We start from the raw sequence: 25,938 nt of genomic DNA on the forward strand, positions 1-25,938 counted from the left end.
CATGACCGCGCCCCGCCGCCCCGTGGCCGTCCTCGGCGAATGCGTCGCCGACGCCTTCGTCGCGCCCCAAGCGACCGATGCCGCCGAGGGACCGGGCCTCCGGCTCGACGTCCTGCCGGGCGGCGGGCCCGCGAACACCGCCGTCGCGCTCGCCCGCCTCGGCACGCCCACCCACCTCGTCGCCCGCCTCTCCGGCGACGTCTTCGGCGGACTCTTCCGCCGCCGCCTCGCCGAGTCCGGCGTCCGCACCGACCTGTGCCCCGACGCCACCGAACCCAGCACGCTGGCCGTCGCCGGCCTCGGCCCCGACGGCGCCGCCGAATACTCCTTCCACGCCGAGAACACCGCCGACTGGCAGTGGACCCGCGCCGAACTCGCGCCCGTCGCCGCCGCCCGGCCCGCCCACCTCCACACCGGCTCCCTCGCCCTCGTCCGCGCGCCCGGCGCCGCCGCCGTCGAGGAACTCCTCGCCGAGCTCCGCCCCACCACCACGATCTCCCTCGACCCCAACGTCCGCCCCCTGCTCGTCGCCCCCGCCGCCTACCGGGCCCGCCTCCCGCGCTGGTGCGCCCTCGCCGACCTGCTCCGGCTCAGCGAGGACGACCTCGCCCACCTCCATCCCGGCCTCGCCCCCGAAACCGCCTGCGACACCTGGCACCGCCTGGGCGTCCCGCTCGTGGTCGTCACCCTCGGCGGCGCCGGCGCGCTCGTGTCGTACGACGGAATCCGCGAGCACGTGCCCGCCCCGCCCGTCCGGGTCGTCGACACCGTCGGTGCGGGCGACGCGTTCACGGCGGGCCTGCTCCACCGGCTCCACCAGGCCGGCGCGCTCGGCGGCCGCCTCGACACCCTCACCCCCGCGCTGCTGCGCGAGGCCGTCGCCTTCGGCACCACCGTGGCCGCCGCGACCTGCGCCGTCCGCGGCGCCAACCCGCCGTACGCACACGAGCTGACCAGCTCCATTACCTGAGCGGTAATCGACCGCCCCACCGCCCGCCCGGCAAGGTGATCACACCGGGACGGCACCACGGCCCCCGGCACCAGAAGCACGAGACACAAGGGGTACGGCATGGGTACGGGTCGACGCGGACTGACGGGCATCGCGGTGGCGGCGGCGGTCGTCGCGGGGGCGGCGGTCGCCGTTCCGACGGCGGGGGCGCAGCCGGGCGGCACCGCGGCCGCCGGCACGGTGAACTGTCCGACCGTCCGCGCCAAGGTCGAGCGGCTCGAAGGACGCGTCAACCCCAACGCCTGCGCCTTCATGGAGCGTCAGATCGCCTTCGGCGAGATCCCCACCGGCACCCCGCCCGCCGTCGGAGACGTCAGCCACCCCCGGGTCCGGGCCTACCTCGACATCTTCGACCCCGAGGCCAGCCTCTGGGAGGCCGGCGCCAAGGCACAGCGCGGCCACACGGCGATCGGCACCTCCATCGTCAATTCACTGCGCCTCGCGCCCAGCCTCGGCTACCGCGGCACCGACGTGGTCGCCGACGGCAGCACCGTGATGTTCGGCCAGTGGAACGAGGTCACCCTGCGCGGCCGCACCATCGGCTACCCGCAGATCGCCCGCAACGTCCTCGGCGACGAGGGCCGCACGATCCAGGCCCGCCGCTACTACGACCGGGCCGTCCTCTTCCAGGACACCCTGCCCGAGGACGCGCCCGCGCCGCTCTTCGCCGGCGTCGCCGACAGCGGCGAGGCCCACCCCGGCCAGGAGCCCGCCCGCTTCCGCGTCGGCGAGGCCCCGGCCCGCCTCGCCGCCTGGAACGGCGAGGACACCGAGGCGCTGCTCGCCCGCTCCGCCGGCGCCCGGCTCATGGGCCCCGGCCTGCGCGCCCCGCTCACCACCGACGCCGGCAAGCGCGCCTACCTGGAGCGCCTCTTCGGCTCGGGCACGTTCCGGCTCAAGGCGGGCCAGGTCGCCGTCGGCACGACCACCACCTACGTCGAGTGGCACGGCACCGTCTCCAACGCCCACGGCACCGACGTCCCCTTCGGCATCGTGGAGCGCTTCGGCCCGGACGGCGCATGGGAGCTGTACTTCGACACCCTCCCGCTGGTCACGGACCAGGACGCGGTCCGCGTCCTGTTCCAGAAGCTCGCGGCCTCCTGACCGTCAGGCCGTCATCCCGCTGCGGGCCGCCAGCACCGCCGGCGCCGTCGACTGCGGCAGCAGGTCCATCGGGTGGTCGGGGCGGCGCAGCTCCACCTCGACCTCCTCGCTGAAGCGGTACGGACGGTGCGCCAGGACGCCCGCCAGATTGCGCCGTACCCGCGACAGCTCCGCCCGTACCGTCACCGTCCTCGTCCGGTCGCCGAACACGTCCTGCGCCAGCTCCGCCGCCGTCCGCCCCTCCGGGTGCAGGGCGAGGAGATACAGCAGTTCGGCGTGGCGCGGACTCAGCTCCTGCGACCAGCTGCCGGCCGTGCCCGACACCGACACCGTCCAGCGGCGCGGCCGGCTCAGGTCCAGCACCACCCGGCTCGCCGCGCCCGAGCCGGCGTCCGCCGGCCGGGCGTCCTCCTGGACCCGCAGCAGCCAGCCGCCGGGCAGCGGCTCCACCGCGCACATGCCGAGCGAGGGCAGCCACACCCGGCCCGCCCGGAAGGACTTGGGCAGCGGGAGCCGGTCCACCGGCGCCATCCCGGTCACCGCCGCCGTCCAGCCATGGGTGTCCACGGCGATCGCCCGGCCGCCCACCCGGCACAGGATGGGCGCGGCCACCGAGCGAAGCCGCTCGATCGACCGCAGATGGCGGTCCCGCATCTCCGCCTCCGCGAGCTGCGCCACCGAACCCACGAGCGCGAGCGTCGCCGGATGGAAACTGGACGCCGGCCCGCTCACGTCGACGATCCCCAGCAGCCGCTGGTCGCGCGGGTCGTGCACGGGAGCGGCGGCACAGGTCCAGTTGTGCAGGGTGTGCACGTAGTGCTCGGCCGAGTGCACCTGCACGGCCTTGCCCATGGCCAGTGCCGTACCCACCGCGTTGGTCCCGGTGGTCTGCTCGCTCCAGGCCGCGCCCTCCTCCAGACAGATCCCGTTGGCCTGGCGCATCACCGCGAGGTTGCCCTCCCGCCACAGCACCCGGCCCAGTTCGTCCGTCACCACCATGATCTGCATGGAGGCGTCGGCGATCCCGGCGAGTCCCGCGCTGAGGGTCCGCATCACCTCGCCGAGCACGGAGGACCGGCGCCGCTCCTCCAGTTCGTCGCGCTGCAGCAGCACACTGCTCGTGCTCTGGTCCGGGTCGAGGCCCAGCCGGAACATCCGCTGCCAGGAGGCGTCGATCACCGGGCGCGGCGCCACCGGCGGTCTCCGGCCGGCCAGCGTCTCCTCGCGGACCTTGTGCAGCAGCCGGGTCGCCTTGGCGGCGTCCATCCCGGCCAGCCGGTTCAGGTCGACCTGTGCTCGGTTCATCGGTCCCTCCCAGCCACGCACGGCGCTGTATCGGTGCTGCATCGGCTGTATCGGTTCTCCACTGTGTGTGCGTTCCGGCGCCCATCGTGCCGCTCCACAGCGTCACGCGAGGGCTGCTTCCGGTAATCCTGCAACCTCTTGCAACTCTGGCAACCCCCGCCCCCCTGGGGAGAGGGTGGAGTCGAAGCGGAGGGTGGTGCCGTGTCGGCGCAGCACCACCCTCGGCTTTTCCGCGCGTGCCGACCCCCTCAGGTCCACCCCTGGCGCGCGCGGCACAGCACCGCCGTCACCCCGGAGACGGTCTCCCCGCACGCACGTTCAGCCGCTTGCGGACATCCGGCCGAGGACACCGGACAGCGGACACCGAGCCCGCGGACCTCACCCTGCGGACAGCGGCTCCGGCCGCGCCCGGTCCACCACCGCCGCCAGGTCCAGCGTGTGCGGCAGCGTCCCGAACGCCGCGCCCCAGTCCCCGCCGAGCCGCGAGGCGCAGAACGCGTCCGCCACCTCCGGCGGCGCCCACCGCACCAGCAGCGCGCCCTGGAGCACCCGAGCCATGCGCTCGGTGAGCCGCCGCGCCCGCGCCTCGACACCCTCCAGATCGGCCAGTTCGGTCAGCAGGTCCCGGATCGCCCGGTCGAGCCGGTGGTCCTCGCCGCGCGCCCGCCCCACCTCCGTCAGGAAGGCGTTCAGCGCCGCCGGCTCCCGCTGGAGCGCCCGCAGCACGTCCAGCGCCTGCACGTTGCCCGCGCCCTCCCAGATCGAGTTCAGCGGCGACTCGCGCAGCAGCCGCGGCAGCCCCGACTCCTCCACGTAACCGTTCCCGCCCAGGCACTCGAGCGCCTCCGCCACCACCGGCGTGCACCGCTTCGTCACCCAGTACTTCGCCACCGGCACCGCGAGCCGCAGCAGCGCCCGCTCCTCGGCCGCGTCGGAGTCGTACGCCGCCGCCAGCCGCAGCCCGAGCACCGTCGCCGCCTCCGACTCGAGCGCCAGATCGGCCAGCACGTTGCGCATCAGCGGCTTGTCGACGAGCAGACCCCCGAACGCACGACGGTACGAGGAGTGGTGCACTGCCTGCGCCACCGCCTGCCGCATCAGCGCGGCCGAGCCCAGCACACAGTCGAGCCGGGTCGCCGCCACCATCCCGATGATCGTGCGCACCCCACGCCCCTCCTCACCGACCCGGCGCGCCCACGTCGACCCGTCGAACTCGACCTCGGCGGAGGCGTTCGACCGATTGCCCAGCTTGTCCTTGAGCCGCTGGATCGCGAAGGCGTTGCGCGTCCCGTCGGGCAGCACCCGGGGCACGAGGAAGCAGGTCGGTCCGGCAGGAGCCTGCGCGAGCACCAGGAACCCGTCCGACATCGGCGCCGAACAGAACCACTTGTGCCCCGTCAGCACGTACTCGCCGTCCGCCGCCAGCGGCTCCGCCCGGGTGGTGTTCGCCCGCACGTCACTGCCGCCCTGCTTCTCCGTCATCCCCATCCCAAGCAGCACGCCCGCCTTCTCCAGCGGCGGCCGCAGCCCCTGCTCGTACACCCGCGAGGCGAGCAGCGGCTCCCACGCCGCCGCCAGCTCCGGCTCCGCCCGCAGCGCCGGCACCGCCGCGTGCGTCATCGACAGCGGACAGCCGTGCCCCGCCTCCACCTGCGAGGCCAGCACGAACGCCGCGGCCCGCCGCACATGACCACCCGGACGGCCCCACGCCGCACCCGAGAGACCCGCCGCCACCCCGCGGCCGAGCAGCCGGTGCCACGCCGGAGGGAACTCCACCTCGTCGATCCGGTTGCCGTACCGGTCGTGCGTCCGCAGCCGTGGCGGGCACTCGTTCGCGAGCCGCCCCCACTCCTGCGCCTGCGCCGAGCCCGCCGAGACCCCGAGCGACGTCAGCTCGTCGCGGGCCTCCGCGTACACCTCCGGCGGCAGATGCCGCTCCACGGCCTCCGCCAGGGCCCGGTCGGTCGCGAACATGTCGTATCCCACCAGGGGCGGAGCCTGGTTGGTCACGGTGTGGGTGCCGGCTTCCATGCCGATACGGTAAGGAGGTGCAGGCAGCAAACGAAACACCCGAACGGCGCGACCGGCGGCCCTGGAGCAGACTCCACCGCGCTCGCGTCCTCTACCGCAACGTCTCCAAGCGGAAGATGGTCTGGCTGCTGCTGAAGGACACGGTCAACTCGTGCATCGAGTACCGCATCCTCGGCCTCGCCGCCGAGGCCGCCTTCTTCACCCTGCTGTCGCTGCCGCCGCTGCTGCTCGGCCTGATCGCCCTCCTCGGCTACGCCGACGAGTGGACCAACACCGACACCGTCGCCAGCATCGAGGAGAACATCCTCCACGCCGCCCGCACGGTCCTGTCCGACCGGGGCGTCAACGAGATCGCCCGCCCGCTCCTGGAAGACGTCACCCAGGGCAAACGCCCCGAACTGATCTCCCTCGGCTTCGCCATCGCCCTGTGGTCCGGCTCCCGGGCCGTCAACGTCTTCATCGACACGATCACCGTGATGTACGGCCTCGACGGCCACCGCGGCATCGTCAAGACCCGGCTGCTCGCCTTCCTGCTCTACATCGTCGCCCTCGTCATCGGCGCCGTCGTCCTGCCGCTCGCCGTCGTCGGCCCCGACCGCATCGTCGAGCTCGTCCCCTGGGGCACGGAAGTCGTCTCGGTCCTGTACTGGCCGACGGTCATCCTCCTCACCATCGCCTTCCTGACGACCCTGTACCACGTCTCCGTCCCCGTCCGCTCGCCGTGGATCGAGGACATCCCGGGCGCGCTCGTCGCCCTCGGCATGTGGGTCCTCGGCAGCTTCCTCCTCCGCATCTACCTCACCAGCCAGGTCGAGGGCCCCACCATCTACGGCTCCCTGGCCGCCCCCATCGCCGTCCTCCTCTGGATCGGCATCTCCGCCTTCGCGGTCCTCGTCGGCGCCGCCGTCAACGCCGCCATCGACCGCGTCTGGCCCTCCGTCGCCACCGCCGCCGCCCGCGAGGCCAGCGAACGCGCCCGCGCCGCCCAGGCCGCCGACCTGGTCGCCCGCCTGCGCGCGGAGGAGGAGGACGTCGACGAGGACGACCCGGACATGCCGTCGGAGTTCCCGGAACGGTGGTCGAGGTTCCTGCCGCCGGACGACGTGAAGGCGCGGCTGCACGCGGGGCGGGAGAAGGACTGAGGCCGAGCCGGCCGGGCGGCGGTCAGGTGAGCCGCCACATCGACGTCGACACCGACATCGACACCGACATCGACGGCCCACTTCGACGCCGACATCGACGTCGACACCGATGCCGGGCCGGCGGCTGGGACCGGCCGTCCGCAGAGGCGGGCTGCGAGGTGCCGGAAGCGGTCCGTCGTGCCGTCAGTCGTGGTCCGAGGGCGGGCCACCGGGCGGCCGCGCGACCACCACCGTGTGCTGCCGGCCGCCCGCGGTCGCCGTGATGGTACGGAAGCTCCGGCGCAGGGCCCGCGGCAGCCCGGCCCGCAGTTCGTGCGAGATCACCACCGTCACCGCCACCAGCGCGCCTTCCGGCAGCGGGGTGCGGTCCTCGTGGCTGACGAGCGCGAGCGCCGTCGCCGGCGACGCCCCGCCCTCGCGCACCACGACGTTCAGTCGCACCGGCAGCGCGGCGCCGGCGGGCAAGCGGTCAGCGAGCGCCTGAGGGAAGGTCCCAGTCACCCAGCCCACCAGGTCCGCCGGCCTGATCCCCGGTGGGATCGGCGCGTGGACCACGTGGGACGCCCGGGGCTGCGACAGCCCGCCGAACTCGCCGGAGTAGTCCCGCACCAGCCCGACGACCAGCGCGCCGACCTCGGGACTCAGCTCGGGACCCGCCGCGGACCGACGGACGATCAGACGGCCCGCGGAGGCGGGCGCGGAGCCCTCGGACGGCTCCGTGGTCTCCAGGGCGGCCAGATCGTCGACGATCGTCGCCCGCCAGCCCTGGAGCAGCGCCCGCTCGCCGTCGGCCCACGCGCCCCCGTCGAGGCCGGCGAGCGGCTCCCCGTACCAGAGGGCGAGCGCCGAGGTCAGATACGTGCGGGCCAGCGCGCGCCGGTCGCCGTCGGCCAGGGCGGCACGGGCCTGCTCGGCGTAGGACAGCGCCCGGGAGAGATCGAGGGCGTTGTCCGGGACGTGCAGGGTGTAGGAGGACTCCCGCACGTCCACCGCGATCCCGAGGTCCAGCAGCCGCCGCACGCAGTCCTCGGCCACCTCCCGCGGGCCGTCGCCCAGTGCCTCCCGCATCTGGGCAGCCGTGACGGGGGCTCCTTGCGCCAGCAGCAGCCGCGCGACGAACACCTTGTCGCGGTCGTCGAGGTCCACTTCCCGCCCCCGCACGGACACCCGCAAGGGGCCCAGCACACGAAAGTCCAGCGGGGACGACTGCGGGGAGCCGGAGACGTTGAAGCCACTGCTGAGTGCGACCGCCCCGCGCCGCCGCTCCCGCGCGGACCGCGACCTCAGGTTCGCCACCGTACGGATCAGCGCGTCCGGGAGATCCGCCCGGCCGGCGAGCAGATCGACGCCGGGGGACGGCAGGGAGCCCGTCAGCATCTCGTACAGGACGCAGCCCAGCGCGTACAGATCCTCGTATTCGGTCGGCCGGCCAGGCCTCGACTCGGGAGCCCGGTAGCGCGCGGTACGAGCCGGGTCGCCGTGGTCCTCCATGACCGGCCAGAGCACACCGGGTTCGGCGAGCCGGAGCGGCCCGACACCGACGCCCAGCACCGCCTCCGGCGTGAGGTTGCCGTGGGCGAGGCCCGTCTCGTCGTGCAGGACGACCAGGCCGCCCAGGATCCCCTGGGCGATCAGCACGGCCATCGGCACCGGCAGCGGCCCGCCCGCCTCGTCCAGGACCTGCCGCAGCGAACGGCCCGGGCGGGGCTCGGTGACGAGACAGCAGCCTTCGTCGAGGACCAGGGCGTCGTACACCCGGAGCAGATGCAAGTCGAGGAGCTCCGCGACCTGGTAGCCGCGGGCCAGAAAGTCGGCGGAGGCGGTGGAGGCGATGGAAGGCGTGTCCCGGTCGCGGTCGAGGACCGTGTCCCGGATCCCGCTCCCCGCCGGGAGGGGGTAGAAGGACAGGGCCACCTCCCGCCGGAGGTACCGGTCGTAGCCGCGCCACACCTGGACCACATGGCCGCCCAACCGCTCCCCCACCTCGTACCGGTCGGGGTCGAGCGGCGGCGGCGCGGACGCGGGCTCGGCGGCCCGGGGCACGGGCGGTGCAACCGCCTCGGCCACCTCCGGATCGGGCGCAGGACGAGAGGCGACCGGAGGGGCCGGCCGCTCCGGGCCCCGCAGCAGCCGTACGCTCTCCTCGCTCACCAGCGCGAACGGCCGGCCCACCGCCCGGTCCGGGCCCCGCCCCTCCAGGCTCTCCACCAGCGCGCGGAACTCGCCCGGCAGGGCGCCCGCGCGGGATTCGACCTCCGCGCTCACCCTGGACAGGAGCCGGGCCGTGGCGACCAGGGAGGTGCGGGGGAGGGCGGAGAGCAGCACCTCGCGGACGCCGGGGCGGAAGTCGTACGCGCCGGGGGTTCCGCCCGAGTCGGCGCGGAGCATGCCGCTCAGGACGACCTCGGCCAGGTGCCGCGGCTCGGGACGCTCCTCGATCGCCGCCTGCACGAGCCGCATCACCGGCAGATGGGCCGAGCCGACCGCCAGGTGCGCGGCCAGCCGGAAGGCCTGCGGGGAGGCGAGGGCACGGAAGCGCAGGACCAGGTCCTCGGGGTGCGCCTCGGCGGGAGCGAGCTCGTCGTCCGGCGGGACCGGCGCCGCGTCGACGTGCACGAAGGCCGCCGCGCCCGGCACCTCCGCACCGGACGGGGAGGCCACCAGTGCCGCCCAGTTGCCCAGCCACACGTCCGAGGGTTCGAGCACGGGCAGCGGCACCCCGTCCAGGGCGCCGGACGGGCCGTCGTACGGAGTGAAGCCGAGCGCCGTGTTCGGCACGCCGGCGGCCGGCGAGACGAACCGGCCCGGCACGGCGGGCGCGGCGGTGTGCCGCCACATCCGCTCGGGCAGCGGCTGGAGCAGCGCCACCGGGCCCTCCTGGGCCAGCGCGGCGAGCGCCCCGCGCCAGCGCAGCCCCGCCGGTCCGTCCCGCCACTGCGGCCCCATCGCGTCACTGAGCACCAGCACCGCCGTACGGCCCCGCTCGCGATGGCGCGGCGGCAGCAGGCCGTCCTCGCCGAGCCGCAGCACGTCCAGCGTGCGGAAGGCACCGGTCTGCGCGAACGCCGTGTGCAGTTCCCGTGCCAGCGGCCGCCACATCGTCATGGTCGGACCGGAGTCGACCACGAGCCGCAGATGCAGCCAGCGCTCCTGGCGGGGCCGCAGCACCGGCAGCCACAGCCGCCGGCCCGACCCGGGCGCGGCGAGCGCGGCGATCCGGTCGGCCGTCGCCGCCTCGTCCAGCTCCCGCTCGGCGCCGCTCGGCACCGTGCGCCGCAGCGGCCGCAGCGAACGCTGGAGGGCCAGCGGCCGGGCCAGCATCGGCGGGGCGGGCGCGAGCAGCGGCGCGTGTCCCGCCTCCCTCGCCTCCGGTACGGGGCCGGGCACGGGCGTGTGCAGCGGGACCCGGGGCGCGGGCGGCGGCGGCACGGAACGCGCGGACCCGGAAGGCGTGGCGGGCGGCGGAGCCGGTCGGGGCGGGGCGACGAGCAGGCCCGTGTGGCCCGTCCCGCCGTGGACGGTCACCTGGTCCGTCTCCGGCGGCTCTGAGGCGCCGGGCCGGTCACCGTCACTCAACTCCCGAGCCAGCCAGAGTAGTTCCGCCAGCTCCCGCCCTGTCGGCGGATCCCCGCCGGCCTCGCCGAGGAGCCCCGCCAACGCGGCGAGCGCGCCGGAGCCGTCCCGGCGTCGGTCAGGCGTCATCGGCGTCCCAGCAGTCGGCCGCCCGCCCCAGGTACGGCATCAGCGACTCCGCCAGGCTCTCCCGCGACGGCGCCGTGAGACCCGAAGCCCGCGTCAGATAGATCGCGTTGAGAAGCTGGTCGGTGGCCAGCTCACCCGCGCTGCCCCGGCGCAGGAAGGTGTCCACGAGCGCGTGGTCCCGCTCGTCGAGCTCTCCGAGGTGCGCCCGCACGATGTCCTCCAGCTGCTCGCGCAGCGGCCTGCGCAGTTCGAGACGGACGCAGCGGCGCAGGAACGCGGGCGGGAACTCGCGCTCGCCGTTGCTGGTCAGGACCACGAACGGGAAGGCCCGGCAACGCACTTCACCGTGCCGCACCGGCACCCGGTCCTCGGAGTCGGCCACCATCACCTCGGCCACCGGATGGGAGCGCGCCGCCCGCACCAGTTCCGGGATCTCGTACTGGCCCTCCTCCAGGATGTGCAGCAGGTCGTTGGGCAGGTCGAGGTCGGACTTGTCGATCTCGTCGATGAGCAGGACACGCGGCCGCTCGTACGGCAGCAGGGCCGTGCCCAGCGGCCCGAGCCGCAGATGGTCCTCGATCGACGCCTCGGCCGTCGCCTCCCCGGCGTCCGGCCCGCCGATGTCACCGGCCCGGCCCGCCGCGTACAGCCGGGACAGCGGGTCGTAGCGGTAGAGACCGTCGGTGAGCGTCGTGCGGCTGGTGACGTTCCAGCGCAGCACCCGGCCGAGTCCCAGCTCACGGGCCACCGCGTAGGGCAGGCTCGACTTGCCGCTGCCCGGCGGACCGGTGACCAGAAGTGGCCGCCGCAGGTACAGCGCCGCGTTGACCAGCTGCACCGTCTCGGGCGTCGGCTGGTAGGTGCGCGCCCGGTGCACCCGGCCCGGCGCGCCGCCGTCGGCGTCCTCGTCCCGGGCCGGCGGCAGCGGCGGCCCGCCGTCGAACGCGCGCCACGGCGGGGGCGCGGGCAGCGCGTCGATGCCGTCGTGCGGCGCGCTGGATCCGGTGTAGACGGGCCAGAGGGACATGCCTGCTGCTCCAAGGGACGGTTACGGGAAGGGCGTTCAGCCGACGGGGGAGTGGCTCAGGGGCCGGACGTCGGGGAACCGGCGCGGGTCCTCCCAGACGAGGGACACCTGCGCCGCCCAGTGCGGCTCCGGACCCTCATGGAGGAAGGCCTCCTTGCGCAACCGGAACACCACGTCGGGGAGTTCGCCCGGAGGCAGCCGGGAGATCCGCTCCGCGATCCGGTCCAGGAAGCCGGTGCCCGCGCAGCCGCCCGTGCACGGACCGCCCGGCGGGCAGCCGTTGCGCGGCCACAGCACGATCGGCGCCGGCGCGTCCAGGGCGGCGCCGTACAGGGTGCGTTCCCGGGACGCCGTCGGCGGGCGGGAGAAGCCCACCGGGCCGCGCACGTCCTGAAGGAGGACCGAGAGCTGCGCCGCCCCCTGCGAGGTGGAGCAGGCGACCCGGTGCAGCGGCGAGCCGTCCTGCCGGTCCAGCTCCTCCCACACCCGCTTCAGCGCGAACTGCTGGCGGCCCTTCGACCGCCGGTCGTGGTCGAGCACGACCACCGGCGAACTGCAGCCTAGCGGCGGCTCCTTGCCGCGCCTGCGGGTCCACTGGTCCACGTCCTTGTTCAACCAGGACCGCGGCAGCGCGAAGGCGATCAGCGGGCGGCCGTCGGTGATCTCCTCGTACGCCTCGTCGATCCGGTCCAGGACCCACCCGCGCAACCGCCCCGCGGTGACCCGCCGTTCACTCACCAGCACCCGGGCACCGCCCCGGTAGACGGACACCTCGGCGATCACCGTGCTGCCGTCGGCGCCGCTGCGTCGCACCTCGACCAGGATCGGCGCCCAGGGCAGCCGGGCACCGGGCCCGTCCACCGCGGCGGAGTCCCGGTCGCGGGCGCCGCCGTGCGAAGCGTCCGGCGCGGCCTCGTGCCGGGGCTCGTCCTCGTACGGGAGCGCCGGGAACGGCGTCGGCACCTCGTGGCGGGCGCGGTGCTCGCGCGCCCAGGAACGGAAGGCCCGCCGTAATTCCCCGTCGGTCACCACGTCCGCGATGCGCACGGCGAGTTCGGCGAGCGGGACCCGGCCGGCGGTGGGCGGGCTCTCGGTCAGCAGGTGCCACACTCCCTGCCACAGGCCGGCCGGCGCGGTCGCCGGAGGGACGAGACCGAGCCGGCCCGCCGCCGCGAGCAGCAGCCGCTCCACCGGCACCGGCAGCGGGCCGGCCCGCTCGGCCAGCTCCACGAGCTCCCGCAGCCGGCGCTTCTCTCCGGCCGAGCAGCCCGGCGTCGGCACCAGGTCGGCGAGGGCCGGCACGTGCCGGGCGAGCACCCGGGCGGGGATGATCCGCGCGTTGCGGACCGCCGGGTCGTACGAGGCGACCATGCCGACCACCGTCCCGTCGGCCGCCCGCATCGCGGCGGACCCGCTGAAGCCGTACGACGGCTCCTGGCCCTGTCCCGACCAGTACTCGGCCTGGTTCCACTCGTCGTGGATCAGCTGCCCGGCCGCCGTCACCCGCAGCTCGGTCTGGGCGCCCTCCCACCCGTACCCGTCGGGGAAGCCGTACGCCACGAGCCGCGGCGGCTCGTGCACCTCCCGCGCGCCGTCGGGCTCCGCGAACGCGACCGGCTGCACGGCCACCGGCCGGTCGAGCGCCAGTACGGCGACGTCGCCGACGTCGGTCGGCCGACCGCCCCACGGACCGCGCACCGCGACCCGGGCGGCGAGTTCACCGAGGCCCTGCGCGCCGGGGAAGCGGAGGGTGACGTGCTCCACCTCCTGGACCACATGGGCGCAGGTGAGGACGGTGTCGGCGGAGACCAGGAAGCCGGCGCCCAGGACCTCGCCCGCGTGCTCGACGCGCACGTGCCAGGCGGGCGAGGGCGTCATCGCGCGCCGGCCGGCGCGCCGTCACCCGCCTCGACGGCCTGTTCCGGTGCGGCGGCGTGCTCCCGCCCGGCGGCCTGGCCCGGCCCGGCGGCCTGGTCCGGCCCGGCGGCCGGTCCGGCCACGGCGGCCGGTCCGGCCACGGCGGCCTGGCGCGGCTCGGCGGAAGGTCCGGACTCGGCGGTCTGGCCCAGCCCGGCGGTAGGTCCGGACTCGGGGGTCTGGCGCGGCCCGGCGGAAGGTCCGGTCTCGGCGGTCTGGCGCGGCCCGGCGGAAGGTCCGGACTCGGCGGCCTGGCGCGGCCCGGCGGAAGGTCCGGACTCGGCGGCCTGGTCCCGCCCGCCGGCAGATCCGGTCTCGGCGGTCCGCCCCTGCCCGGCGGCCTGCTCCTGGGCCGAGACCGTGGCCCGGGTGCCCTGGCCGTCCGGGGACCAGGAGAGCCGCACCACGAGATGGCCCTCGACCGCCGTCTTGGCGATCACGGCGCCCGCCTCGGCCGACAACTTCACCCCGAACTCCAGCTCCACCCCGTCCGGCCGCAGCGCGCCGTCGCGGAACACCGCCAGCGCCGACTCGGCCGCCGTACGGATCCCGACGAGCGCCTCGTCCAGCGTCTGCCCGGCCCGGACGAGTGAGTTGCCGACCCGCGCCACCGGCCTGGCACCCGGCTGAGGGCCGTCCGCCTCCACCAGGACCGCGCCGCTCCCCGTGCCGAACTCCATCAGTGTGTTCACAACGACCCCCGTGCGCCGGACAGTTGGCTGAGGCACCATTCTGGCCGACCACCAGGCCGGTGTCAGCGGATCCGCCTACCCTGGGGACGTGTACGAGGAACGCCCCGCCCGGCTCGCCGGAGCGGTCGTCTGGACCCGGGCCACCGGCCCGGCGGATCCGGGCAGCCGCCCGGTCCTGCCCGACGGCTGCATGGACCTGATCTGGGCGGACGGCCGGCTGCTCGTCGCGGGCCCCGACACGTCGGCGTACGTCCCCGTCAGCCCCGCCGCCCACTACACGGGCGTGCGCTTCGCCCCCGGCCAGGCGCCCGCCGTGCTCGGCACCGACGCGAGCGCGCTGCGCGACGAGCGCGTCGACCTCGCCGATCTGTGGGGCGCCCGCACGGCCCGCCGGCTCGCCGGCCGGGTCAGCGGCGCGGCCGACCGTGCCGCCGCCCTGGAGGCTCTGGTGCTGCGCCGCGCCGCCGACGCGCCCGCCCCCGATCCGCTGCTGCGGACCGTCGCGGCCCGGCTGCGGGCGGGCGTACCCGTCGGCACCGCCGCGGACGAGGTGGGGCTGGGCGTCCGCCAGCTGCACCGGCGCTCGCTCGCGGCCTTCGGTTACGGGCCGAAGACCCTGGCCCGCATCCTGCGGCTGCAACGGGCCCTCGCGCTGGTGAGCGCGGGCGTGCCGTACGCGGAGGCGGCGTACCGCGCGGGCTGCGTGGACCAGGCCCATCTGGCCCGCGAGATGCGGTCCCTGACGGGCATGACGCTGACGGCCTACAGGGACTCGGCGTCCGCCGCGCCCGCCGCTTCCCCCGCGTCCGCGTAGAGCGAGACGCCCGTCCCGTCCGGGTCGAGCACCACCGCGTACCGCTGGCCCCACACGGCGTCCCAGGGCTTGAGGTGACCACGGTGCCCGGCCGCCGTCAGCGTCTCGTAGACCGCGTCGACCTGGGCCGGGTCCGCGCAGCGGAAGGCGAGCGCGACGCGGTCGCCGCCGGTCGCCGGGCGGGTCCAGGCGGGGTCGAAGGACCTGACGACGTCCTCGGTGTCCCACAGGACCCGCAGGCCGCCGGGCAGGGTGACCTCCACGTGCGGGGCGCTCTCCGCGCCGGGAGCGACGTCCAGGCCGAGCAGCCGGTAGAAGGCGAGGGAGGCGGCCATGTCGGCGGTGACGAGACCGACGACGTCCAGCCGGGGCGAGGGGGAGGGAGCGGGAACAGCGGAGGGCGTGGAGCGGTTCGTAGTCATGTCCGCACGCTAGGAGTCCCGCCGCCGGTCCGTCTTGTACGGATCGGACACGCGCGGTCGGGACCGGCACCCGGGGCCCAGCCTGGTGGTACGAACACCAGGTGCGGCACGCCCTCCCTGCCCCGTGCCGGTGCTGCCAGGCTGACCGGCATGGAACAGCACGAGCACCGCACCACCCTGATCACCGGCGCCACGTCCGGCATGGGCCACGCCCTCGCCCTCGACCTCGCCGCGCGCGGCGGCACCCTGCTGCTGCACGGCCGCGACCCCGGCCGCCTCGACGCGGTGGCCGCCGAGGCCCGGGCCGCCCATCCCGGCACCACCGTCCGCACCTACCTCGCCGACCTGTCCGACCTCGACCAGGTGCACGCGCTCGCGGACCGGATCCGCGCCGCCGAACCGCACCTCGACGGTCTCGTCAACAACGCGGTGGCGGGCGGTGGTTCGCGTCCGCTGGTCCGCGAGCTGACTCCGCAGGGCCATGAACTCCGCTTCACCGTCAACCACCTGGCGCCCTACGCCCTCACCCGCGGCCTGCTGCCACTGCTCACCGCCTCGGCCCCGGCCCGCGTCGTGAACGTGGCCTCGATCGGCCAGGAGACCGTCGACTTCGACGACGTCATGCTGGAGCGGGACTACGAGGGCCTGCGCGCCTACTGCCGCAGCAAACTGGCCCTGATCATGGCCACCTTCGAGCTCGCCGCCGAACTCGACGGCACCGGAGTCACCGTCAACACCCTGCACCCGGCCCATCTGATGGACACCCCGGCCGTGCGCGCGTACGGGTTCACGCCGGAAGTGGGCACCGAGGAAGGCGTCCGTCCGACCGTACGGCTGCTCCTCGACCCGGCTCTCGCCGGCACCACCGGCCGGTACTTCGACCGGTTCACCGACACCCGCGCCCACGAGCAGGCGTACGACACCGACGCCCGCGCCCGCCTCATGGAACTGACGGACCGCCTGGTCCGGAGATAAATCCGTGGCGCCGGTGGAAGGGCCCCGCTACGGTGGGGTCACATCGCGAAGACCGCGGTGTCGAAGACCGCTGTGACCAGGAGGTGTGACCGATGGCTGTCGTCACGAAGGGCCGTGCCCGCAACCAGATGATCGTCCATTCCACCTCCGTGGCCACCGGCTGACGTCTTCCACCAGCAGCTGCGAGCGCAGCGCGCCGGGGCCACCCTGTGAAGGGTTCCCCTTGTCCTCCTCTTCTCTCTCCACTTCTTCTCTCTCCAACTCCACCTCGACCGCCGCGCTGCGCGCGTACGGCTGGGACGACGCGTGGGCGGCCGAGTTCGCCCCGTACGCGGCGCAGGGTCTGCTTCCCGGCCGGGTCGTCCGGGTCGACCGCGGGCAGTGCGACCTCGTCACGGCCGAGGGGATCGTGCGCGCCGACACGGCGTTCGTCACCCCGCACGACCCGCTGCGGGTGATCTGCACCGGCGACTGGGCGGCCGTCGACGCCGAGGGCGCCGGCGATCCGCGCTACGTACGGGCGTATCTGCCGCGCCGGACCACCTTCGCGCGCTCCACCTCGTCCAAGCGGTCCGAGGGCCAGGTCCTCGCCACCAACGTGGACCACGCGATCATCACCGTCTCGCTCGCCGTCGAACTCGACCTCGGGCGCATCGAGCGTTTCCTGGCGCTGGCCTGGGAGTCCGGCGCGCAGCCGCTCGTCGTGCTCAGCAAGGCCGACGTGGTGCCCGACCCGGTCGGTCTGTCCTACCTGGTCGAGGACGTCGAGACGGTCGCCCCCGGCGTCCAGGTGCTGCCCGTCAGCTCCCTCACCGGGGAGGGCGTCGACGTGCTCCGCGCGGTGGCCGCGAGCGGGACCAGCGTGCTGCTCGGCGTCTCCGGCGCCGGAAAGTCGACCCTCGCGAACACCCTGCTCGGCGAGGACGTCATGGACGTCCAGGCGGCGCGTGAGGTGGACGGCAAGGGCCGGCACACCACGACCACCCGCAATCTGCTCGTCCTTCCCGGCGGCGGCGTGCTCATCGACACGCCGGGCCTGCGCGGTGTCGGACTGTGGGACGCGGAGGCCGGGGTCGGCCAGGTCTTCGCCGAGATCGAGGACCTCGCGGCCGACTGCCGCTTCCACGACTGCGCCCACGAGTCGGAGCCCGGCTGCGCCGTCACCGCCGCCATCGCCGACGGCACCCTGCCCGAGCGCCGCCTCGACAGCTACCGCAAGCTGCTGCGCGAGAACCAGCGCCTGGTGGCCAAGACCGACGCCCGGCTCCGGGCCGAGATCCTCAAGGACTGGAAGCGCAAGGGCGCGGCGGGCCGCGCGGCGCTGGAGGCCAAGCGCGGCCGCGCCCGGTAACGGGCCCGCGCCCGGTAGCGGACCCGCGTCCTGGGCCGTCCAACCCCGTGTCCGAAAACCGCCAGCCACGCCCCTCGTGCTCCCGCACACTGGAGCAATGGCGGACACTGCGGCGGACGCGGGAACAACGGCGGACACGGGCGCGGGCACGGCGGTGGCGGGTGCCCTCCTCGACGAGGACACCCGCTACCAGGCGGTCAGCAGCCGGGACGCCCGCTTCGACGGCGTCTTCTTCTTCGGCGTGTCCACCACGGGGATCTACTGCCGGCCCAGCTGCCCGGCCGTCACCCCCAAGCGGCACAACGTCAGCTTCTACCCGACCGCCGCGGCCGCCCAGGGCCACGGCTTCCGCGCCTGCCGGCGCTGCCGGCCGGACGCCGTGCCCGGCTCGGCCGAGTGGAACGTCCGGGCGGACGTGGTCGGCCGCGCCATGCGGATGATCGGCGACGGCGTCGTGGACCGCGAGGGCGTGCCCGGGCTCGCCGGCCGGCTCGGCTACAGCGCCCGGCAGGTGCAGCGGCAGCTCACCGCCGAGCTCGGCGCCGGGCCCGTCGCGCTCGCCCGCGCCCAGCGGGCGCACACCGCGCGACTGCTGCTGCAGACCACCGGGCTGCCGGTCACCGAGATCGCGTTCGCGGCCGGATTCGCGAGTGTGCGCCAGTTCAACGACACCATCCGCGCCGTCTACGCCCGCACGCCCACCGAACTGCGCGCCGAGTCCGGCACCGGCGCGGGCCCCCGCACGGCGCTCGCCGCCGGAGTGCCGTTGCGGCTCGCGCACCGGGGGCCGTACGCGGCGGGCGAGGTGTTCGACCTGCTCGCCGCGGAGGCCCTCCCGGGCGTCGAGGAGGTCGTCGGGGCGCCCGGCGCCCGCACCTACCGGCGTACGCTCCGCCTGCCCTACGGCACCGGCGTCGTCTCCGTCGACGAGCGCACGCCCGGCCGGGGCGGCGGCTGGCTGGAGGCCCGGATCCACCTCACCGAGCTGCGCGACCTCACCACCGCCGTCCAGCGGCTGCGCCGGCTGTTCGACCTCGACGCCGACCCGTACGCCGTCGCCGACCGCCTCGGCGCGGACCCGGACCTGGCGGCCGAGGTCGCGGCGCGGCCGGGCGTCCGGTCGCCGGGCGCGGCCGACCCGGAGGAGTTCGCCGTACGGACGGTCGTCGGCCCCGAGGAGGCCGTACGGCTCGTCGAGCGCCACGGCACGCCGCTGGAGACGCCCTGCGGCAGCCTCACCCACGTCTTCCCCGAGCCTTCCGCGCTGACCGCCCACCCGGTTGCGGGCCCGCTCGCCACCGCCCTCGCCGACGGCACCCTCCGTCTCGACCCGGGCGCCGACCGCGAGGCGTCGGCGGCGGCGCTGTCCGCCGTCCCCGGAGTCGGCCCGCAGGCCCGCGCCGCCATCCGCATGCGCGCCCTCGGCGACCCGGACGTGGCCCCGGAAGGCCTCCCGGACCGCCAGGAATGGCGCCCTTGGCGCTCGTACGCGACCCACTACCTGCGTCGCACCTGACGCCACCGCCACCGCGGCGAGCCCGTGGCTGCGGGAGCCGAGGCGGCCGCTGCGGTGCGCCCGTGGAACCAGCCCGTGGGGCCGAGGCGGCCGGTGCAGTGCCCCTCCGGGGGAACCTCAACCCCGTGGGGGCCGAGACGGTCGGGACAGTGCCCCCGGTGGGACCAACCCCGTGGGGGCTGACGGCGGTCGGGGCCCCTCCGGGGTGACTCCTCGGGCGTGGCGGCCGCTGGTCCTGCCCACGGAGCCGTCCCGAAGCCGCCACGCCCTGCGGGGACACCCCTGCACGGCCCCTCCTGCGTCTGACCGCCGTCCGTGGCGGAGGCTCCCCGCCGTGCAGGCGCCGACCACCGGCGGAGAGCCGACGGAGGGGCCGTGCAGGGTCGTCCCCGCAGGGGGTGGCGGCTTCGGGACGGCTCCTTCGACCGGACCCAAGGCCGCCGCCCCCGAGGAGTCGACCCGGAGGGGTCCCGACCGCCCTCGGCCGCCCACGGGTGTCGGGCCCCGCGCGGACGGGGCCGCACCGGCCTCGGCCACCCCGGGTGTCGGCCCCGCGCGGGCACGGTCTCACCGGCCTCGGCCACCCCGGGTGTCGGCCCCGCGCGGGCACGGCCCCACCGGCCTCGGCCCACCAGGGGTGTAGGGCCCCACCCCGGCCGCCCGCACCGCTCGGACGGCTCAGCCCCCACGGGTCTCGCGACCGCCGGGCTCGCCCGGCCCCGCCCCGTTCAGCCCCAGATCACCGCGCCCGCCCATGCCCCCACGATCAGCAGGCACGCGAAGAGTTCCACGAGCACGCTCGTCCCCGCCGCCCGCATCACCGTGCGGGTGGCCGCCCTGGCCTGGCCGTGGCCGCCCAGGCGGAGCCGTTCCGAGAGGTAGATGCCGCCCACGAAGCCGGGGATCGCGCCGAGTACCGGGATCAGGAAGAAGCCCAGGAACGCGCCCACGCCCGCGTACGCCACCATCCGGCGGGTGATGCCCACGCCCCGGAAGCGCCGGGGCGGCAGCTGCCAGACGACCACCTGGGTGAGCAGCAGCAGTCCGGTGGAGGAGACGAGGAGGATCCAGGCGAGGCCGGTCTGTTCGTGCAGCGACCACCACAGCATCGCCGCCCACACCAGCCACGTCCCCGGCACGCCGGGCGTCAGGACCCCGAACAGGCCGAGCAGCATCACCATCGCGATCAGCAGGAGCTGCCACACACCCATCTGCCAAGGGTGCAGGACCGCCGGTGTTCTCGCAGGTCAAGGCCGACGGGCGGGGGACGCGGGGCGAGGCGGGCCGGGGGGAGCGGTCAGCCGGTGGCCAGCGGTAGCGCGGCGGCGACCTGGTTGCGCGCCTTGCGGTCGATCAGCGGGAAGATGATCTTCAGGGAGGTCTCGCTGTACGGCGAGGAGAGCACGAAGGAGGAGTTGAGGATCCGTTCCTTGATCTCGGAGCGGAACAGCCCCTCCCGCGCGATCGTCATCGTGTGCTCGACGGGCTTCGCGAACATCGGGTCCGCCCGGAAGATGAAGATCCGGCGGTCGGTCATCGCGAGGTACATCGGCGTCGGCGCGGGGATCACCGACATCGAGCCGCCGCTGGCGATCGCCGACGCGATGCCGAACGCGGCGGTGCGGCGCACCGAGACCGTGCTCAGGTTGACGAGCGAGGTGACCTCGACCCGCTCGCCGGGCTCCAGCATCGGGGTGACGGTGGCCAGCAGGGCGCGGCGGCGCCGTCCGTTCATGGGTGGTGCTCCAGAAGGGTGAGGTGCGGAGGGGCGGGGCCCCCGCCGCAGGGGAAACCGGGCGCTCACCTTGCCACAGGGGCCGGGCCGCCTCAGCGGCGGGCCACCCATCCGCGCTCGTACGCGTGCCAGCCCAGCTGCAGCCGGGTCGTCACCCCGGTCAGTTCCATGAGGCCCTTCACCCGCCGCTGCACCGTCCGCAGGCCCAGGTCCAGCTGCTTGGCGACGCTCGCGTCCGTCATGCCGGCGAGCAGCAGGCTGAGGATCTCCAGGTCGGTCGGGTCCGGGCCCTGGACCTCGTCCTCCGTGACCTGCGCGCCCGCGCCGAGCCGCAGCGGCAGGGCGTCCCGCCAGACGGACTCGAACAGGCCCATCAGCGACTCCAGGAGCCCGCTCGCGTGCACGACGAGGGCGGCCGGCTCGGCGCCGCGGCCGGTGAGCGGGACCATGGCGAGCGTGCGGTCCGCCACCACCAGCTTGGTCGGCACCCGGTCCACCACCCGGATCTGCTCGTGCCGGCCGAGCGCCGCGGACAGCTCGCCGAGGCCCGCCGGCTGGGCGAGCACCTCCCGCTCGATGACGACGCGGTAGCGCACGCCCCGTTCGGCGGCCAGGGCCTCGGCCTCGTTCTCCACGCCGCTCACGGCGATCGGCTTGCCCGTCACCAGCGCGCACACCTCGTCGGTCGCGCCGAGCTGCAGCTGGAGGAAGCGGTGGGTGACGGCGCTCGCGCCCGTCACCACCTCGACCAGGTCGTGCACGGCCGGCTCGGTGGCCTCCGCCCGGTACTCCTGGGCGAGCAGCGCCGCCGCCAGTTCCGCCTGCTCCAGTTCGTGCCGCTGCTGGGTGAGCAGCGCGCCGAGCGCGACGCCGGGCGGTGCCGCGACCCAGCGGCCGGTGCGCGCCGAGGACTGGGCCGCCAGGCCCTGAGATTCCAGCCGGCGCAGCGCCCGCTCGGTGTCGCCCTCCGGGAGGGCGAGTCGATGGGCCAGGTCGGAGACCTCGGCCGCGCCCATGGCGACCAGGGCGCGGTAGGCGGATTCCTGCCGTTCGTCGAGACCTATCGCTGCCAGCATCGCTGTCCCACCCCTCGCGCGGACGTCCCCGGACGACCCGGGACATTTCCCGGAAGACCGGCGGACGTGTTCGTTCCGTTGGTGCACTGGCGGGAATCGGCCACGGCGCATTCCCGCCGTGCCCATCCTGCCTGCACCACCCTCACCTCTGCCAATGTGGCGCCACCGCAGCACCAACAGCCTCCGGACATGGGCGCCTTGTGCCGTCATGCCCGGATTCAGATGGGGAGAGCGATGCGCCCGATTTCGCGTACGGCCCTGGGAGCGGCGACCGCCGCCGTCCTGGCCGTCACCGCGGTCACGGCGTCCGCGGCCGCAGCGCCGCAGGACGCCCCGGCGAGCGGGAAGCGACCACTGATCGGCAGCGAGGCCGCCGACCGCGGCGAGCGAAGCGAGAGGGGGGTCACCCCGGCCGAAGGCCGGGGGAGGCCCGCCACCGTCACCCTGGTGACCGGCGACCGCGTCCTGGTGACCCGCGACGCCGCGGGCAACCCGGCCGCGGCGGCGCTGCCCCGCGATGACGGCACGGTGCCCTTCGTGCAGACCCGCCGCTCCGGCCCGGACCTCTACGTGTATCCCGAGGGCGCCACCGCCGCGCTCGCCGCCGGACGGGTCGACGAGGAACTGTTCAACGTCACCGGTCTGATCCGTCAGGGCTACGACGACACCCGCTCCGCCACCCTGCCGCTCATCGCCGTCTACGGAGCCGACCTGGCCACCGCCCGCACCGTGCCGCCCGCCCCGCGCGGCGCCACCCGCGGCCAGGTCCTGAAGACCGTCGACGCGGTCGCCCTCAAGGCCGACAAGAAGCGGGCCGCCGTCTTCTGGGCCGACGTGACCGGCCCCGCCGCCCGTACCACCGCGGCCGGCGGCGGCCTGAAGAAGCTGTGGCTCGACCGCAAGGTCCAGGCCACCCTGGAGCGCTCCACCGCCCAGGTCCATGCGCCCGAGGCCTGGGCCGCCGGATACGACGGCACGGGCACCAAGGTCGCCGTCCTCGACACCGGCGCCGACGCCCGGCATCCCGACCTCGACGGCCGGATCGTCGCCCAGGAGAACTTCACCGACTCCGACACCGCCGACGACCGCCAGGGCCACGGCACCCACACCCTCTCCACCGTCGGCGGCTCCGGCGCCGCGAGCGGCGGCAGGAAGAAGGGTGTCGCCCCCGGCGCCGCCCTCCTCAACGGCAAGGTCCTCGACGACTCGGGATCCGGCGCCACTTCGTGGATCATCGCCGGCATGGAGTGGGCCGTCGCCCAGGGCGCCGACGTCGTCTCCATGAGCCTCGGCAACCCGTCCGAGACGGACTGCACCGACCCGATGAGCGTCGCGGCCGAACGACTCGCCCAGAACGAGGGGACGCTGTTCGTCATAGCCGCCGGCAACTCCGGCCCCGGCAACAACACCGTCTCCTCGCCCGGCTGCGCGCCGAGCGTCCTCACCGTCGGCGCCACCGACCGCGACGACTCCACCGCGTCCTTCTCCAGCCGGGGACCCGCGGCCGACGCCGCGCACACCCTCAAGCCGGAGATCGCCGCACCCGGCGTCGCCATCTCCGCCGCGGCGGCCGGCGGCCGGGGTGTCCACGCCTACCAGTCGATGTCCGGCACCTCCATGGCCACCCCGCACGTCGCGGGCGCCGCCGCCATCGTCAAGCAGCGCCACCCCGGGTGGACCGCCCGGCAGATCAAGGCGGCGCTCGTCGCCTCCGCCGACAGCGGCGTCCCCGGCGACGCCCGCGAGGTCGGCGCCGGCCGGCTCGACGTCAAGGCGGCGACCGACCAGACCGTCCTCGGCGCCGCCGCCGTCCAGGCCGGCACGTTCCCCTGGCCGCAGGACCGGACCGACCGCACCACCGTCGCCGTCCCCTACACCAACACCGGCGACCGGCCCGTCACCCTCTCCCTCGCCGTCGAGAAGGTCACCGGCAACGACGGCTCCGCCGTCCGCTCCGCCGTCGCCCGGCTCGGGCGGCGCACCGTGACCGTCCCGGCCGGCGCCACCGTCGAGGTCCCGCTCGCCGTCGACCCGGCCGTCCGCCTGGAGCGCGCCCAGTACGGCGACGTCACCGGCCGGATCGTCGCCACCGGCACCGACGGCGGCACCGCCGTGCACGTGTCCACCCCGTTCGCGCTCCACGTCGAGCCCGAAACCGTCACCCTGCGCGTCAAGCTGATCGACCGTCAGGGCAGGCCCGCCGACGGCGCCTCCTCCCTCGACGTCATCGGCACCGACGACGCCACCGGGGAGCGCCGCTTCAACGAGGGCTCCGCCGACCAGGTCTACCGGCTGCGCGCCGGAAGCTACTTCCTCTCCTCCTTCGTCACCACACCCGACGCCGGCGACGGTGCCACGCTCACCGACTCCGTCAGCTACCTGGCCCGCCCCCAGCTGGAACTGACGAAGGACACCACCGTCGTCCTCGACGCCCGCGAGGCCCACCGGCTGTCCGTCCGGACCGACAAGGCCTCCGAAGTGCGGGGCGCCACCCTCGCGTTCGCCCGCTCCTGGGACGACACCTGGCTGCACGCCGGCACCGCGTCCGGCCCGCGCACCGTCCGCGGCTACTACGCCTCCGTCGAAGGCCGGGCGGCGGACGGCGACTTCGAGTTCGGCAGCTACTGGCGCGCCGCCGCCCCGCAGATCGGCGAACTGAAGACCGGTGACGGTCTCGTCCTGCATCCCCTCACCGCCTCCACCGGCTCCGACAACCTCGACGGCACCGGCTCCGCCCGGCTCGTCGACGCGGGCACCGGCACCCCGGAGGAGCTCACGGCCGCGGGCGTGAAGGACCGGATCGCGCTGGTCCGCCTGCCCGACACCAGCACCGCCGTGTCCACCCTCGCCCGCAACGCCAAGGCCGCCGGCGCCGTCGCCGTCGTCACCTACCACGAGGCCGCCGGCCGCTGGTACCCGAGCGGCGGCTTCACCGGCCCCGGCCTGCCGGTCCTCGCCGTGCCCGCCGCCGAGGCCGGTCTGCTCCTCGACCGGCTCGCGGCCGGCGAGGTCACGCTCGCCTGGCGGGCCACCGCCAGGAGCTCCTACCTCTACAACCTCGCGTTCCCCGAGTCCCGCCCGGTCGTCGGCGAGAAGAACTACCGCGTCCGCGACGGCCGGTTGGGCCGCACCGAGTCGACGTACCACGCCATGGGCGTCGCCGCCGACTTCATCGACAACCCCGCCGCCTACCGCCCCGACGGCACCGGAGTCTTCTTCGGCTCCCTCGAGACCGTCCCCGCGCCCGGCACCCGCACCGAGTACTACACGCCCGGCGACACCGCCTGGGAGCAGATCCTCTCCTCCAGCTTCCCCTTCGGCGAGTTCATGGTCGGCGCCCGCCACGCGTACGGCCCCGGAGAGCGCCGCACCGAGCACTGGTACGACGGGGTCGTCGCCCCCACCGCCCCGCGCGACGCCACCGGCAGGCCGGTGCTCGTCGCCGAACGCCAGGGCAACCTCATGGGCTTCGCCGACGCCATGTGGGGCGACAACACCCATTACGCCGAGCCCGGCTCCTTCGGTGACATCGGCAACCTGCGCCTCAGCAAGGACGGCGAGCCGCTCGGCGAGACCGGCTGGCCGTTCGGAGTGTTCGAGGTACCGGCCGAATCCGGCACGTACACGCTCGAACAGAACACCATGAAGATCGGCAGCAAGGTGTGGGCCCGCTCCACGTCCGTCAACTCGGTATGGAAATTCACCTCCGAGCTGGACGAGAGCGTCTATTCTCAGGGCATCCCGATTCTCTTCCCCCGGTACGACCTTCCGGAGGACGGACTCAAGACCCTCGCGGCGACCGACGGCCAGCAGATCGGCCTCGGCGTGACGGGTCACGCGGGCTACACGCCCGCCGCGCTCACCTCGGCCCGCCTGTCCTACTCCTACGACGGCGGCACGACCTGGACCGAAGCACAGGTCTCCCACCAGGGCGACGCCTGGACCGCGACCGTCAACCACGCGGGCGCCACCGGCAGGCAGGTCACCCTGAAGTCCGAACTGACGGACGCCAACGGCAACTCCGTCACCCAGACCGTGGTCCGCGCTTACGACGTGCGCTGATCACGCCGGTCCGCCGGGCGTCCTTCCCGTGGGGGGTGGGGCCGCCCGGCGGACCACC

The 25,938-nt window shown here is 75.0% G+C and carries 18 protein-coding genes; 8 read left to right on the forward strand and 10 right to left on the reverse strand.

The window, feature by feature from the left end; all coding sequences use genetic code 11:
• Nucleotide 1: 1 nt before the first annotated feature.
• Together ACFVGS_RS29620 and ACFVGS_RS29625 are read left to right on the forward strand one after the other, a co-directional pair.
• Nucleotides 2-970: a carbohydrate kinase gene (locus ACFVGS_RS29620; RefSeq protein ID WP_385694700.1), complete on the forward strand. Its 969-nt coding sequence runs from the start codon at nt 2-4 to the stop codon at nt 968-970.
• A 99-nt stretch (nt 971-1,069) separates the two neighbouring features.
• Complete coding sequence (locus tag ACFVGS_RS29625) at nt 1,070-2,113, forward strand: hypothetical protein (protein WP_385694703.1); 1,044 nt, start codon at nt 1,070-1,072, stop codon at nt 2,111-2,113.
• A 3-nt stretch (nt 2,114-2,116) separates the two neighbouring features.
• Here the strand turns inward: ACFVGS_RS29625 and ACFVGS_RS29630 are convergent, their stop codons facing one another.
• A complete protein-coding gene (locus ACFVGS_RS29630; protein ID WP_385694706.1) occupies nt 2,117-3,418 on the reverse strand; it encodes a GAF domain-containing protein in 1,302 nt (433 codons plus the stop codon).
• Between the two features lie 378 nt (nt 3,419-3,796).
• Nucleotides 3,797-5,449, reverse strand: coding sequence for an acyl-CoA dehydrogenase family protein (locus ACFVGS_RS29635; protein ID WP_384417156.1), 1,653 nt, complete (start codon nt 5,447-5,449; stop codon nt 3,797-3,799).
• A 17-nt stretch (nt 5,450-5,466) separates the two neighbouring features.
• Here ACFVGS_RS29635 and ACFVGS_RS29640 point away from each other — a divergent pair, with 17 nt between their 5' ends.
• On the forward strand, nt 5,467-6,591 hold the full coding sequence (locus ACFVGS_RS29640) for a YihY/virulence factor BrkB family protein (RefSeq protein ID WP_384417159.1): 1,125 nt from the start codon (nt 5,467-5,469) through the stop codon (nt 6,589-6,591).
• A gap of 183 nt (nt 6,592-6,774) precedes the next feature.
• Here ACFVGS_RS29640 and ACFVGS_RS29645 read toward each other — a convergent pair whose 3' ends face one another.
• The 4 genes from ACFVGS_RS29645 to ACFVGS_RS29660 are packed head-to-tail and all read right to left on the reverse strand — an operon-like array spanning nt 6,775 to nt 13,929.
• Nucleotides 6,775-10,293: an SAV_2336 N-terminal domain-related protein gene (locus ACFVGS_RS29645; protein WP_385694711.1), complete on the reverse strand. Its 3,519-nt coding sequence runs from the start codon at nt 10,291-10,293 to the stop codon at nt 6,775-6,777.
• A complete protein-coding gene (locus ACFVGS_RS29650; protein ID WP_385694714.1) occupies nt 10,283-11,320 on the reverse strand; it encodes an AAA family ATPase in 1,038 nt (345 codons plus the stop codon). The genes ACFVGS_RS29645 and ACFVGS_RS29650 overlap by 11 nt, the downstream gene beginning before the upstream one ends.
• 36 nt (nt 11,321-11,356) lie before the next feature.
• Entirely contained in the window at nt 11,357-13,198 is a 1,842-nt protein-coding gene (locus tag ACFVGS_RS29655) for a trypsin-like peptidase domain-containing protein (RefSeq protein WP_385694717.1), read from the reverse strand.
• Nucleotides 13,195-13,929 carry a CU044_2847 family protein gene (locus tag ACFVGS_RS29660; protein ID WP_385694720.1) on the reverse strand — a complete coding sequence of 245 codons (735 nt, stop codon included), beginning with the start codon at nt 13,927-13,929 and terminating at the stop codon, nt 13,195-13,197. The genes ACFVGS_RS29655 and ACFVGS_RS29660 overlap by 4 nt, the downstream gene beginning before the upstream one ends.
• Nucleotides 13,930-14,017: 88 nt before the next feature.
• Here ACFVGS_RS29660 and ACFVGS_RS29665 point away from each other — a divergent pair, with 88 nt between their 5' ends.
• The gene (locus tag ACFVGS_RS29665; protein WP_384417173.1) at nt 14,018-14,743 is read left to right on the forward strand and encodes a helix-turn-helix domain-containing protein; all 726 of its coding nucleotides are present in this window, start codon (nt 14,018-14,020) and stop codon (nt 14,741-14,743) included.
• Here the strand turns inward: ACFVGS_RS29665 and ACFVGS_RS29670 are convergent.
• The gene (locus ACFVGS_RS29670) at nt 14,692-15,165 is read right to left on the reverse strand and encodes a VOC family protein (protein WP_384417176.1); all 474 of its coding nucleotides are present in this window, start codon (nt 15,163-15,165) and stop codon (nt 14,692-14,694) included. The two genes, ACFVGS_RS29665 and ACFVGS_RS29670, sit on opposite strands and share 52 nt — an antisense overlap.
• 150 nt (nt 15,166-15,315) lie before the next feature.
• Here ACFVGS_RS29670 and ACFVGS_RS29675 point away from each other — a divergent pair, with 150 nt between their 5' ends.
• The 3 genes from ACFVGS_RS29675 to ACFVGS_RS29685 all read left to right on the forward strand — a co-directional run bounded on the left by ACFVGS_RS29675 (nt 15,316) and on the right by ACFVGS_RS29685 (nt 19,007).
• Nucleotides 15,316-16,140 (forward strand): SDR family NAD(P)-dependent oxidoreductase, encoded by an 825-nt coding sequence (locus tag ACFVGS_RS29675; RefSeq protein WP_384417179.1) that lies wholly within the window; start codon nt 15,316-15,318, stop codon nt 16,138-16,140.
• 223 nt (nt 16,141-16,363) lie between these two features.
• The gene (rsgA, locus tag ACFVGS_RS29680) at nt 16,364-17,491 is read left to right on the forward strand and encodes a ribosome small subunit-dependent GTPase A (protein WP_385694724.1); all 1,128 of its coding nucleotides are present in this window, start codon (nt 16,364-16,366) and stop codon (nt 17,489-17,491) included.
• 97 nt (nt 17,492-17,588) lie between these two features.
• Entirely contained in the window at nt 17,589-19,007 is a 1,419-nt protein-coding gene (locus tag ACFVGS_RS29685) for a DNA-3-methyladenine glycosylase 2 family protein (protein ID WP_385694726.1), read from the forward strand.
• A 728-nt stretch (nt 19,008-19,735) separates the two neighbouring features.
• On the opposite strand, the gene ACFVGS_RS29690 is transcribed toward ACFVGS_RS29685, so the two are convergent.
• From ACFVGS_RS29690 to ACFVGS_RS29700, 3 genes are all read right to left on the reverse strand, one after another.
• A complete protein-coding gene (locus ACFVGS_RS29690; RefSeq protein ID WP_384417187.1) occupies nt 19,736-20,218 on the reverse strand; it encodes a DUF456 domain-containing protein in 483 nt (160 codons plus the stop codon).
• Between the two features lie 86 nt (nt 20,219-20,304).
• Nucleotides 20,305-20,742, reverse strand: coding sequence for a hypothetical protein (locus ACFVGS_RS29695; protein ID WP_385694729.1), 438 nt, complete (start codon nt 20,740-20,742; stop codon nt 20,305-20,307).
• A gap of 92 nt (nt 20,743-20,834) precedes the next feature.
• A complete protein-coding gene (locus ACFVGS_RS29700) occupies nt 20,835-21,818 on the reverse strand; it encodes a helix-turn-helix domain-containing protein (RefSeq protein ID WP_384417192.1) in 984 nt (327 codons plus the stop codon).
• A gap of 234 nt (nt 21,819-22,052) precedes the next feature.
• Here ACFVGS_RS29700 and ACFVGS_RS29705 point away from each other — a divergent pair, with 234 nt between their 5' ends.
• Nucleotides 22,053-25,880 (forward strand): S8 family serine peptidase, encoded by a 3,828-nt coding sequence (locus tag ACFVGS_RS29705; RefSeq protein ID WP_385694731.1) that lies wholly within the window; start codon nt 22,053-22,055, stop codon nt 25,878-25,880.
• Nucleotides 25,881-25,938 lie beyond the last annotated feature (58 nt).

The organism is Streptomyces sp. NPDC127114 (assembly GCF_042677525.1).
In the GTDB taxonomy this organism is placed as follows: Bacteria; Actinomycetota; Actinomycetes; order Streptomycetales; family Streptomycetaceae; genus Streptomyces.

Excerpts from the sequence above, each read along its gene's own strand:
- ACFVGS_RS29620 (WP_385694700.1), top strand. The coding sequence starts at position 2 with ATGACCGCGCCCCGCCGCCCCGTGGCCGTCCTCGGCGAATGCGTCGCC.
- ACFVGS_RS29625 (WP_385694703.1), top strand. The coding sequence starts at position 1,070 with ATGGGTACGGGTCGACGCGGACTGACGGGCATCGCGGTGGCGGCGGCG.
- ACFVGS_RS29630 (WP_385694706.1), bottom strand. The coding sequence starts at position 3,418 with ATGAACCGAGCACAGGTCGACCTGAACCGGCTGGCCGGGATGGACGCC.
- ACFVGS_RS29635 (WP_384417156.1), bottom strand. The coding sequence starts at position 5,449 with ATGGAAGCCGGCACCCACACCGTGACCAACCAGGCTCCGCCCCTGGTG.
- ACFVGS_RS29645 (WP_385694711.1), bottom strand. The coding sequence starts at position 10,293 with ATGACGCCTGACCGACGCCGGGACGGCTCCGGCGCGCTCGCCGCGTTG.
- ACFVGS_RS29650 (WP_385694714.1), bottom strand. The coding sequence starts at position 11,320 with ATGTCCCTCTGGCCCGTCTACACCGGATCCAGCGCGCCGCACGACGGC.
- ACFVGS_RS29655 (WP_385694717.1), bottom strand. The coding sequence starts at position 13,198 with ATGACGCCCTCGCCCGCCTGGCACGTGCGCGTCGAGCACGCGGGCGAG.
- ACFVGS_RS29670 (WP_384417176.1), bottom strand. The coding sequence starts at position 15,165 with ATGACTACGAACCGCTCCACGCCCTCCGCTGTTCCCGCTCCCTCCCCC.
- ACFVGS_RS29675 (WP_384417179.1), top strand. The coding sequence starts at position 15,316 with ATGGAACAGCACGAGCACCGCACCACCCTGATCACCGGCGCCACGTCC.
- ACFVGS_RS29685 (WP_385694726.1), top strand. The coding sequence starts at position 17,589 with ATGGCGGACACTGCGGCGGACGCGGGAACAACGGCGGACACGGGCGCG.
- ACFVGS_RS29690 (WP_384417187.1), bottom strand. The coding sequence starts at position 20,218 with ATGGGTGTGTGGCAGCTCCTGCTGATCGCGATGGTGATGCTGCTCGGC.
- ACFVGS_RS29695 (WP_385694729.1), bottom strand. The coding sequence starts at position 20,742 with ATGAACGGACGGCGCCGCCGCGCCCTGCTGGCCACCGTCACCCCGATG.
- ACFVGS_RS29700 (WP_384417192.1), bottom strand. The coding sequence starts at position 21,818 with ATGCTGGCAGCGATAGGTCTCGACGAACGGCAGGAATCCGCCTACCGC.
- ACFVGS_RS29705 (WP_385694731.1), top strand. The coding sequence starts at position 22,053 with ATGCGCCCGATTTCGCGTACGGCCCTGGGAGCGGCGACCGCCGCCGTC.